Source organism: Streptomyces adustus (assembly GCF_009377175.1).
Taxonomy (GTDB): Bacteria; Actinomycetota; Actinomycetes; order Streptomycetales; family Streptomycetaceae; genus Streptomyces; species Streptomyces adustus.
Genome location: NZ_VJZD01000295.1, coordinates 1 through 11,070, shown reverse-complemented (window position 1 = coordinate 11,070; position 11,070 = coordinate 1). Strand labels below are relative to the sequence as shown.

At 70.9% G+C, this 11,070-nt stretch carries 8 protein-coding genes and 1 riboswitch; of the genes, 3 read left to right on the top strand and 5 right to left on the bottom strand.

What is annotated here, in order from left to right; translation table 11 throughout:
- Window positions 1-311 precede the first annotated feature (311 nt).
- Window positions 312-455, top strand: a riboswitch (cobalamin riboswitch).
- 123 nt (window positions 456-578) lie between these two features.
- The 3 genes from FNH09_RS40555 to FNH09_RS40540 all read left to right on the top strand — a co-directional run bounded on the left by FNH09_RS40555 (window position 579) and on the right by FNH09_RS40540 (window position 5,143).
- Window positions 579-2,939 (top strand): ribonucleoside-diphosphate reductase subunit alpha, encoded by a 2,361-nt coding sequence (locus tag FNH09_RS40555; RefSeq protein ID WP_162469828.1) that lies wholly within the window; start codon window positions 579-581, stop codon window positions 2,937-2,939.
- Window positions 2,939-3,955, top strand: a complete 1,017-nt coding sequence (locus FNH09_RS40550; RefSeq protein ID WP_152894875.1) for a ribonucleotide-diphosphate reductase subunit beta — start codon at window positions 2,939-2,941, stop codon at window positions 3,953-3,955. Before FNH09_RS40555 ends, FNH09_RS40550 begins: the two co-directional genes overlap by 1 nt.
- Window positions 3,956-4,177: 222 nt before the next feature.
- Window positions 4,178-5,143 (top strand): GlxA family transcriptional regulator, encoded by a 966-nt coding sequence (locus FNH09_RS40540; RefSeq protein WP_152894873.1) that lies wholly within the window; start codon window positions 4,178-4,180, stop codon window positions 5,141-5,143.
- Window positions 5,144-5,218: 75 nt separating this feature from the next.
- Here FNH09_RS40540 and FNH09_RS40535 read toward each other — a convergent pair whose 3' ends face one another.
- The 5 genes from FNH09_RS40535 to FNH09_RS40515 all read right to left on the bottom strand — a co-directional run bounded on the left by FNH09_RS40535 (window position 5,219) and on the right by FNH09_RS40515 (window position 11,027).
- Window positions 5,219-6,589 (bottom strand): bifunctional albaflavenone monooxygenase/terpene synthase, encoded by a 1,371-nt coding sequence (locus FNH09_RS40535; protein WP_152894872.1) that lies wholly within the window; start codon window positions 6,587-6,589, stop codon window positions 5,219-5,221.
- Window positions 6,586-7,689 (bottom strand): epi-isozizaene synthase, encoded by a 1,104-nt coding sequence (gene cyc1 / locus FNH09_RS40530; RefSeq protein ID WP_338017835.1) that lies wholly within the window; start codon window positions 7,687-7,689, stop codon window positions 6,586-6,588. The genes FNH09_RS40535 and cyc1 overlap by 4 nt, the downstream gene beginning before the upstream one ends.
- A 271-nt stretch (window positions 7,690-7,960) precedes the next feature.
- Complete coding sequence (gene def / locus FNH09_RS40525; protein ID WP_152894871.1) at window positions 7,961-8,611, bottom strand: peptide deformylase; 651 nt, start codon at window positions 8,609-8,611, stop codon at window positions 7,961-7,963.
- 74 nt (window positions 8,612-8,685) lie between these two features.
- Window positions 8,686-9,666: a tetratricopeptide repeat protein gene (locus FNH09_RS40520; RefSeq protein WP_162469827.1), complete on the bottom strand. Its 981-nt coding sequence runs from the start codon at window positions 9,664-9,666 to the stop codon at window positions 8,686-8,688.
- Window positions 9,667-9,776: 110 nt separating this feature from the next.
- Complete coding sequence (locus tag FNH09_RS40515; protein ID WP_152894870.1) at window positions 9,777-11,027, bottom strand: HD-GYP domain-containing protein; 1,251 nt, start codon at window positions 11,025-11,027, stop codon at window positions 9,777-9,779.
- Window positions 11,028-11,070: the final 43 nt, after the last annotated feature.

Here is an 11,070-nt window from a genome sequence, read left to right as displayed (position 1 = left end):
GCCGACCACCGCCCACCGCCCGGGGAAGCCTCGCCACCGACCCGTCCGGCACCCGGGCAACCCTCGCCACGAGGCCGCCCGGCGCCCGCGAGGAAGCCTCGCCACGGGCCCGCCCGGCGCCCGCGAGCAAGCCGCCCCACGAGGCCGCCCGGCGCCCGCAGGGCAGCCTCGCCGCGCCCCCGTCGGACGCCCGCGCGGGGCCCGTCCGCGCCCTCTTCCGGGCCTCCGGCCGCCGTCCGCCAGGAGCCCGACTGACACGCTCCGAAGCCGACGTGACACAACATCTGGTGGTGGCACCGCAGCCCGGCACAAGATGTATGCTCATGCTCGCTGTCGCCGCAGGGGAATCCGGTGCGAATCCGGAACTGTCCCGCAACGGTGTACCTGTGCTTGTCCGCCCCACGGCGGGCATCCACGCGTCCAGTCCGAGGACCTGCCGACCGCGCGCCCGGCCGTCCGGTCCGGGTGCCTTGACGTCCGGGTCTCGCGGAATGGACCGGTGGACGCGACGCCCCGTGCGCTCGTGTGCCGCCCCCTGCCCTCCGCAAGGCCCCCTGCCGAGCGAGGGAGAGTCCCACGTGACCATCGCGCCAGCCGATCCGGCTTCAGCCACCCCGGCCAGGGAGACCGACGGTCCCGGAGCCGCGCTGCTGCGGACCCTGACCGAGCTGACCTCCGACCTCCCCGACGCCGACCCCGGCCGGGTCGCCGCCGCCGCCCTGCGCGGCCGGTCCGCGCGGGCGGACGAGACGGAGCTGCGCGAGCTGGCCACGGAGGCGGCCGCGGGGCTCATCTCCGACGATCCCGCCTACTCGCGGCTGGCCGCGCGGCTGTTGACCATCAGCATCGCCGCGGAGGCCGCCTCGCAGGGCGTGACGACCTTCACCGAGTCCGTCGCCGTCGGGCACCGGGAAGGACTCATCGCCGACCGTACGGCGGAGTTCACCCGGATCCACGCGGCCCGTCTCGACGCGCTCGTCGACACCGAGGGCGACGACCGGTTCGGCTACTTCGGCCTGCGCACCCTGCACAGCCGCTACCTGCTCCGGCACCCGATCACCCGTCAGGTGATCGAGACGCCCCAGCACTTCATGCTGCGGGTCGCCGCCGGCCTCGCCGAGGACGACACCGTCCGCTCGCTGGACGAGGTCGCCGCGCTCTACCGGCTGATGAGCCGTCTGGACTACCTCCCCTCCTCCCCCACGCTCTTCAACTCCGGCACGCGCCACCCCCAGATGTCGTCCTGCTACCTCCTCGACTCCCCGCTGGACGAACTGGACTCCCTCTACGACCGCTACCACCAGGTCGCCCGGCTCTCCAAGCACGCCGGCGGCATCGGTCTGTCGTACTCCCGGATCCGTTCGCGCGGTTCCCTGATCCGTGGCACCAACGGGCACTCCAACGGCATCGTCCCGTTCCTGAAGACCCTCGACGCCTCGGTCGCCGCGGTGAACCAGGGCGGCCGGCGCAAGGGCGCGGCCGCGGTCTACCTGGAGACCTGGCACTCCGACATCGAGGAGTTCCTGGAGCTGCGCGACAACACCGGCGAGGACGCCCGCCGTACGCACAACCTCAACCTCGCGCACTGGATCCCGGACGAGTTCATGCGCCGCGTGAACTCCGACGCCCAGTGGTCCCTGTTCTCCCCCTCCGACGTGCCCGAGCTGGTCGACCTGTGGGGCGAGGAGTTCGACGCGGCCTACCGCGCGGCGGAGGCGGCGGGCCTGGCGAAGAGGACGATCCCCGCCCGCGATCTGTACGGCCGCATGATGCGCACCCTCGCGCAGACCGGCAACGGCTGGATGACCTTCAAGGACGCCGCCAACCGCACCGCCAACCAGACGGCCGAGCCGGGGCACGTCGTCCACTCCTCCAACCTCTGCACGGAGATCCTGGAGGTCACGAACGACGGCGAGACGGCGGTCTGCAACCTGGGCTCCGTCAACCTCGGCGCCTTCGTCGTCGACGGCGACATCGACTGGAAGCGGCTGGACGAGACCGTCCGCACGGCCGTGACCTTCCTCGACCGCGTGGTCGACATCAACTTCTACCCCACCGAGCAGGCGGGCCGCTCCAACGCGAAGTGGCGTCCCGTCGGCCTGGGCGCGATGGGCCTCCAGGACGTCTTCTTCAAGCTGCGCCTGCCCTTCGACTCGCCGGAGGCCAGGCGGCTGTCCACCCGTCTCGCCGAGCGGATCATGCTCGCCGCGTACGAGGCCTCCGCCGACCTCGCCGAGCGCAACGGCCCGCTGCCGGCCTGGGAGAAGACCCGTACCGCCCGCGGCGTGCTGCACCCCGACCACTACGACGTCGAGCTCACCTGGCCGGAGCGCTGGGCCGCCCTGCGGGAACGCATCGCCGCCACGGGGATGCGCAACTCGCTGCTCCTGGCGATCGCGCCGACCGCCACCATCGCGTCCATCGCGGGCGTGTACGAGTGCATCGAGCCACAGGTCTCCAACCTGTTCAAGCGCGAGACGCTGTCCGGCGAGTTCCTCCAGGTCAACTCCTACCTGGTGCAGGACCTCAAGGAGCTCGGCGTGTGGGACGCCCGCACCCGGGAGGCGCTGCGCGACTCCAGCGGTTCGGTGCAGGACTTCGCTTGGATCCCGGCCGACGTACGGGCGCTGTACCGCACGGCGTGGGAGATTCCGCAGCGCGGCCTGATCGACATGGCCGCGGCCCGCACCCCGTACCTGGACCAGGCCCAGTCCCTGAACCTGTTCCTGGAGACGCCGACCATCGGCAAGCTCTCCTCGATGTACGCGTACGCCTGGAAGTCGGGCCTGAAGACGACGTACTACCTGCGCTCGCGCCCGGCGACCCGGATCGCGCGGGCCGCCCAGGCGCAGGCCACCGTCCCCGTCCAGCAGGCGGCCGACCCCGACGCCGTCGCCTGCTCCCTTGAGAACCCCGAGTCCTGCGAGGCCTGCCAGTAATGAGCACCACCCGTAACCAGAACCTCCTCGACCCGGGCTTCGAGCTGACACTGCGTCCGATGCGCTACCCGGACTTCTACGAGCGCTACCGGGACGCCATCAAGAACACCTGGACCGTGGAGGAGGTCGACCTCCACTCGGACGTGTCCGACCTCGCGAAGATGACCCCGGCCGAGCAGCATCTGATCGGCCGTCTGGTCGCGTTCTTCGCGACGGGCGACTCGATCGTGGCGAACAACCTGGTGCTGACCCTCTACAAGCACATCAACTCCCCGGAGGCGCGCCTGTACCTGTCGCGCCAGCTGTTCGAGGAGGCCGTGCACGTCCAGTTCTATCTGACGCTGCTGGACACCTACCTGCCCGACCCGGAGGACCGGGCGGCGGCCTTCGACGCCGTGGAGAACATCCCCTCCATCCGCGAGAAGGCCGGGTTCTGCTTCAAGTGGATCAACGAGGTCGAGAAGCTGGACCGGCTGGAGACCAAGGCCGACCGCCGCCGTTTCCTGCTCAACCTCATCTGCTTCGCCGCGTGCATCGAGGGCCTGTTCTTCTACGGCGCCTTCGCGTACGTCTACTGGTTCCGCAGCCGGGGTCTGCTGCACGGTCTGGCCACCGGCACCAACTGGGTGTTCCGCGACGAGACGATGCACATGAGCTTCGCCTTCGACGTGGTCGACACCGTCCGCAAGGAGGAGCCGGAGCTCTTCGACGACGAGCTGCGGCAGCAGGTCACCGACATGCTCCGGGAGGCCGTCGAGGCCGAGCTGCAGTTCGCGCGCGACCTGTGCGGTGACGGCCTGCCGGGCATGAACACCGAGTCGATGCGGCAGTACCTGGAGTGCGTCGCCGACCAGCGGCTGAGCCGGCTCGGCTTCGCCCCGGTGTACGGCTCGGAGAACCCCTTCTCCTTCATGGAGCTCCAGGGGGTTCAGGAGCTGACCAACTTCTTCGAGCGGCGCCCGTCCGCGTACCAGGTGGCGGTGGAGGGCACCGTCGACCTGGACGAGGACTTCTGAGCCTGCCGCGGCCTCAGCTCCCGGTCGATCCGGCGCTCGCGCAGCAGCCACGCGAGCGCCGGACCGGCGAGGAGGACGAGGGCGACCAGGAGTGCGGCGAATCCGGTGAGTGAGTTCATGAGGTAACTGTCGTACGCCGTGAACACTCCTGGCAGTGGCAGGACTGCCGCACGACTGCAAATTCCTGCCACCTCCGGGCGGGACGTGCGGCACACTGACGGCATGCTGAAGAACGTGGTGACCGTTCTGCTCGACGGCGCGCATCCCTTCGAACTCGGCGTGGTCTGCGAGGTGTTCGGCATCGACCGCAGCGACGAGGGGCTGCCGGTGTACGACTACGCCGTCGCCTCGGCCGAGGGTCCGACCCTCAGCACCCATGTCGCCGGGTTCACGGTGTCGACCGAGCACGGCCTGGAGCGGCTGGAGGAGGCCGACCTGATCGCGGTGCCCGCCTCCGACGCCAACCTCCTGCGCGCGTACCCGCCCGAGCTGCTGGACGCGCTGCGCCGGGCCGTCGACCGGGGCGCCCGGGTGCTCAGCGTGTGCTCCGGGGTCTTCGTGCTCGGGGCCGCCGGGCTGCTGGACGGGCGCCGCTGCGCCGCGCACTGGCGGCACGCGGCCGAGCTCTCCCGGCGCTACCCGCGGGCGGTCGTCGAGCCGGACGTGCTCTACGTCGACGAGGACCCGGTGATCACCTCGGCGGGCACCGCCGCCGGGATCGACGCCTGTCTGCACATCGTGCGCAAGGAGCAGGGGCCCGAGGTCGCCAACAAGATCGCCCGGAGGATGGTGGTGCCGCCGCACCGGGACGGCGGCCAGGCCCAGTACATCGAGCGGCCGCTGCCGCGCAGCGCCTGCGACACCGTCGGCGAGACGCTGGCGTGGATGGAGCAGCACCTCGACGAGGAGGTCACCGTCGACCAGCTCGCCGCCCGCGCCCACATGTCGTCGCGCACCTTCGCCCGCCGCTTCCAGCAGGAGACCGGGACCACTCCCTACCGCTGGATCCTGCGCCAGCGCGTGCTGCTGGCCCAACGGCTGCTGGAGGCGACGGACGAGACGATGGACGCGATCGCCTGGCGCACCGGGTTCGGCACCGCGGCGGCACTGCGCCACCAGTTCGTCCGGGCGCTGGGGACCACGCCCCAGGCCTACCGGCGCACGTTCAGGGGCCCGGCGGCCGCCTGACCGCGGCCCGTCACCGTCAGCCGGCGCCGCAGCCACCTGGCTGCCGTCGCCCCGGCCGTCGTCGACTCGCCGCCGTCACCTGGCCACCGGCCGCAGCAGCAGCCGGTGCGGACGCAGCGTGATGCCCACCCGGGTGGTGTCGTCGGAACCGGCCACCTGCTCCAGGCGGTACTTCGTCGCCACCGCCGCCGTGATCAGGGTCAGCTGCGCCATCGAGAAGTGGTCGCTCGGGCATTTGCGGTTGCCGGTGCTGAACGGGCTCATGGCGTGCTTCGGCACCTCCTTGACCCGCTCGGGCAGCCAGCGGTCGGGATCGAACTCCAGATTGTCCCGGTAGGAACGGCCGTCGCGCTGGATCGCGTAGGGGCTGTAGACGATGTCCGCACCGGCCGGAATGCGATAGCCACCGAGCTCGGTGTCGGTCACCGCCCGCCGGGTCAGAATCCAAACCGCGGGACGCAGTCGCATGGCCTCGACGACGACATTGTTGGTGTACGTGAGTTTGCGGACGTCATCGAATCCGACGGGGCGGCCGCCGGTCAGGGATTCGACCTCCGCCCGTACCTTGTCGGCGTGCTCGGGGTGTTCGGCGAGGACCTGGAGCAGCCACATGATCGTGGAGGCCACGGTTTCGCTGCCCGGGGTGAGGATCGCGACGACCTGGTCGTGGATCTCCTGTTCCCCGATGGGGTCGCCATTCTCGTCCTTCGCCTCCAGCAATGCCGTCAGCAAATCGTCCGGCTTTTGACCGGATGCCCGTCGCTCGGCCACGATCTCGTCGACGAGGAGATGCAGATCGGCCAGCGCGCGGTTGAAATCGCGGTTGGCCGGAATCGGCAGCCGGTAGAGCGGTCCGAGGGGGACCACCATCCGGCGGTACATCCCCCGGAAGACGGTCGCGAGCGCGACGCACAGCCGCTCGGCGCGCTCGTCCATGAAGTCGCCGCGCAGCAGGCACCGGGCGGCGATCCGCACGGCGACCCGGAAGGACTCGGAGGTGCCGTCGACGGTGTCACCGGGCTGCCAGCGCACGGTGAGCGCGTGCGCCTCCTCCTCCATGATCGACCCGTAGGCGGGGATCGCGTCGAGCCGGAAGGCCGGCTGGATGGTGCGCCGCTGGCGCCGGTGCCGGGGGCCGTTGGCGGTGGCCACGCCCTCCTTGCCGAGCAGGCCCTCCAGCGATTCCCACAGCGGTCCGTCGATCTTGTAGTCGGGGCTGAGCGCCAGCGCTCCGGTGAGGGCGGGGGTGGTCACGGCGTACACGGTCTTGGGGCCGAGTTTCAGGCGTACGACGTCGCCGTGGTCGCGCAGTCGCGCCATGAACGCCAGCGGATCGCGCACCAGTCGCCAGCCGTGGCCGAGGAGCGGGACACCGCCCCCGGCCAGGGGCGGCTCGCGCAGCCCGGACGCCTGGATCCCATCAGGTTTGACGGACTCGACGGTCATTTCTCACCTGCCGCTTCGTTGTTGACGTACGGGGGCGTGGACCGGTCGTCCCAGCTGTCGACCATGTAACGGCCGGACTCGTGGTGGAACCAGTAGACGGAACTGAACCAGTTCCGCATGTTGGCGAGGCAGGCCCGCACGGCGATGCTCAGTTCTTTTCCCCGCACCGTGCCGTCGGCGAGTCCGTCGGCGAACCGTAAGGCATCCTTTTCGACCGTCAGGAATTCCGTTATGCATTCCTCGATGCGCCGCCTGAGATCCTCGACCGCCTCTTCGAGAGTCAGCTTCTCATGGGTGATGAGACTGATCCCGAGATTGTGCAGTTCTTCTCCCGCGATTTCCTTCGGGAGGGAACAGAGGTCGTTGTACCAGGCGGCGAATTCCTGGCTCAGTAGTGCCGCCCGCCGGTACACGGTATTCCTTCGCACAAAGTCCGGGAGTTCGCACCCCGCGCTCGGCTCCAGCAGATCCGTCCATATCCGGTGTGCGAAGGTGAGGCGGCGCAGCGCGAGATAGTCGTCGACCGTGGGCACGATCCCGCGGGCGCGGTTGCGGAATTCACGGTCGTACGCCTCGATCACCTCGTGGAAATGCCGGGCGAACCGGGTGTTCCAGGTGGTGGGCATGAACGCGTACAGCCGGGCCACGCTGTCCGCGAACCCCGCGACCAGGGGATCCCCGTGGGCCAGATGGGTCCCGGGGGAATCCAGGGCCGCGTGTAACCGGAACCTCAGCCGCCGCCAGGCGGCCGACCGGGCGTGCACGATGTCGCGGTCATGACGGTCGTCCCAGACGAAGAACCACGCACTGTAGTCGGCGATGGCCTGGAGGACGTCGTCGGGAGCGCCCAGGTAGTACCCCGCCATGAGGTCGGTATAGCAAAGACCATCGGCATATTCCGACACCTTGTCGGCCGGCATGAGCCGCTTTTCCAGCAGCCAGGTGCGCGTTCGCTCCTGAAGCTTTGGCCAATACTCATGGAGTTGCCGGGGAAACTCGTCCTCGATCACCGGAAGACAGAGCGCCGGCGGAACGACGGTCACATTCGGCGCGGATGCCGATGTGGTGCCGTGGGTGGTGCTGTATGGGAAAGCAGGCACGAACTACCCCTCTCAGCCGCCGGTAGGCGCAACACCCCTCCCGTCGTGCCGGGCGTGCGCCGTTGCGTATACCGGCACTTACTATTCAGCACCACGACTGACCGTCTGGGAATGGATTTGCTTCAATTCACTACCCAACCTGCCGAGAATCCTCTCCCACCTGACTGGTTCTGGATCACTCGCCGGCTGTACGGCGTCGCCGGGCGGAGGGCAGACGCAGGACGCCTGGTCGGGAAGAACCCGACCAGGCGTCCGGAAGCCGTCGACCGGCTCAGTCGTTGGCCACCACCGGATAGCGGGGCTCGCCCTCGGCCATCTGCCGCAGCGCGTCCTTGCGGTCCCGCTTGGAGAGACGGTCGATGTACAGGTAGCCGTACAGGTGGTCGGTCTCGTGCTGGAGACACCGCGCGAAGTAGCCGGTGCCCCGCACCCTGACCGGGTTGCCCAGCTCGTCCTGTCCGGTCACCTCGGCGTAGTCGGGGCGCGCGAGCGACATGTACGCCGTCGGCACCGACAGGCAGCCCTCGTTGCTGTCGTCCAGGCGGCGGCGGTCGGCGGGCAGCTCGACGAGCTCGGGGTTGCAGATCACGCCGACGTGCCGGACGCCCTCGTCGTCGGGGCAGTCGTAGACGAAGACCTTCTGGTCGACGCCGATCTGGTTCGCCGCCAGGCCCACGCCCTCGGCGGTGCGCTGACTGGCGAACATGTCCGCGACCAGCTGCTGGAGTTCGGCGCCGAAGTCGGTGACGTCCCTGCACTCCTTGTGCAGCACCGGGTTGCCGACGACGGTGATCGGCCGTGAGGTGCCGCGCTCGCGCCAGGCGGTCTCGCGCTCCTCCGCCTCCTCGGTGTCGATGACGAAACCCTCGTCGTCCACGGGGAGCACGCCCGCGTGCTGCTGATCGGTGTCCTGCTGCGCCATGACCGACGTACGCCTTCCTGCAAGCCTGAGATTTCTGCGGGTACAGCCTAAGGGGGCGTCCGTCCCGGGTGGGCTCAGCAGACCTCCTCCAGGTCCCGCCAGTCCCGTGAGTCCGGGCTGTCCGCGACCCAGCCGTCCAGCAGACCGCGCACCAGCGCGGCCGGCGCGGCCACCCCGCACTCCCGTTCGGGCACCCAGAGCTGCCCGTCGGTGCGGTGGCCGAGCGGGCCGGGATGACCGGGTTCGCTGTGGTCGTGCGGGTCGAGGTGCACCCCGTCGCCCTCGTCGGACGGCATCCGCGACTCCGAGCACATCCGGCACAACAGCCGCACCGACGACGACCAGTCCTCCGCGGCGAAGCCGGCGTCGGCCGCGAGCCGCTCCAGCGCGTCCCGGTCGGCCTCGGACGCGGCCTCCAGCAGGACCACCCAGGTGGGCACCGGCGACGGCGCCCACAGCTCGATCTCGTCGAACACCGGATAGGAGTGCCCGGCCGACGTGGTCCGCTCCCCGTGCGGCACCCCGTCGTGCAGTACGACCTCGCCCCAGCGCCGCCCTGAGGACGGCAGCGGAATGGACAGCACCTCGATCCGGGCGGGGTCCAGCCTGCGCCCCCACACCACCTCGGCCTCGCCCTCGGGCGACAGCCGTACGGCCGCGCTGCCCAGCTCCATGCCGACGGGCTCCCCGGCCACGGTGGCGCCCCCGGGCACCTGCAACCCGTAGGCCTGCCAGGCCCTGCGGGCCAGCGGCCAGTCCTGGAGGGCGGTGGCGGCGATGCCGACGTTCCACCAGTCCGGAGCGCCGGTCTCCCGCTCCAGCAGGGCCACGGCCCGGAGGCCGGCCGTGCGGGCCTGCTCCCAGTCGTGCCGGAACTTGTGCAGCAGGGCGAGGTTGAACCAGGACTCGGACAGCCACGGCTCCAGGTCGGCGGCCCGCGTCAGCAGGGCGCCCGCGTCCTCGTACCGACCGTCGCCGATCAGCGTGAAAGCGCGATCGGTGGCCTGCCGCCAGGAGGCGGAGGGCCGGTGCCGTCCCTTGCCGAAGATCCTCACGATTCCCGCCTGCCGGTCCAGTTCCGTGGGGTGGGCTGGCCAGTGCCCCCGGACACCCTCTCTCTCGCATCCAACCACGTAGGGCTGGAGAGGCGCTCATTACCCATGGGTTACCCCATGGAGGGCAAGGTCAGACAGCCCCGGGACAGGACCCGCGCCAGCGCCTCGACGACCTCGGGCGCGTACTCCCCGGCCGTCCCGAGCCGTAGTTCCTCCAGCGCCGTGAGCGGGCCGCCGGGCCCCGCGTCGCGCGCCTTCTCCTCGTACGCGTTCACGGCCCGCACGATCCGGGCCGCCGGCGGCTGCTCCCGGTAGGGGTCGGCCTGCCGCTCCACCACCACCGCGACCGCCCCGTCGACCCCGGTCTGCCGCACGACGGCCCCGCCGAGCAGCGCGATCCGCCGCTGCTCGGCGGCGGGCAGCACGGCGGTGGCCCCCGCCGGTACCGGGTCCACCAGGCTCAGCTGTCCGATGTCGTGCATGAGAGCCGCGTACTCCAGTACGTTCAGTTCGGCCTCCGGCAGTCCCAGGTCGCGCCCGACGGCCCGGCTGAGCGCGGCGACGCGCCGTGCGTGCCCGGCGGGGGTGCAGCCGGCGATCTCGGTGGCGCGGGCGAGGGAGGCGATGGTCTGCCGGTAGGTGGCGCGCACGGCCGCGTACCGGCGCAGGGACACCTGGGCCAGCAGCAGGGGCAGGCAGAACACGGGCAGTGCCCACAGTCCCGCCACGGCGACCGCGAGCGCGATCACCACCCCGGTCGCGCACACCGCCGACCCGATCCCGAGCAGGGCCCGCAGTTCGTCCCGCAGCAGCGGCCCGAACGGCCAGCCGGTGCGGGAGCGGGCCGCCGCGGCCGCGAGTACCGCGTCGCACAGCGCGGTGAGCGCGAGCAGCGCGACCAGCAGGAGCACATAGGAGCTGCCGGGCCGGTCCGCGAAGACGCCGCTGCCGTAGACGGGGCGGAAGCAGACGGCGGCGAATCCGACGGTCAGCACCCGGCGCGCCAGCTGGTCGAGGGCCGGGCCCGGATCGCGCGCGAGGTGCGGCACGCTGCCCAGCAGGGACGCGGCGAAGACCACGGCGACGATCCGTGCGACGTCGACGGCGGTGTCCGCCGTCGGGGCGGGGCCGGGGACTCCCGGCAGCGTGAAGTGCCCCGCCTTCGGTCCGAGCAGCGCGTACGACAGCGCTCCGGCGGCGGCCAGCGGGGCGGCCTGCCTGCCCTCCGGTCCGCTCCACCGGGTCAGCTCCCCGACGGCGACCAGGAGCCCGAAGGCGAGGGCGGCCCCGCGGTCGTCGATCCCTCGCCCGAGGGTGACCGCGAGACAGAGCGCGGCGAGAACGGCGGCACAGGTGTGCATGAGCCCGAGGGTCCGGAGGCGGGGCGAGGGGCGTGGGTCGGCG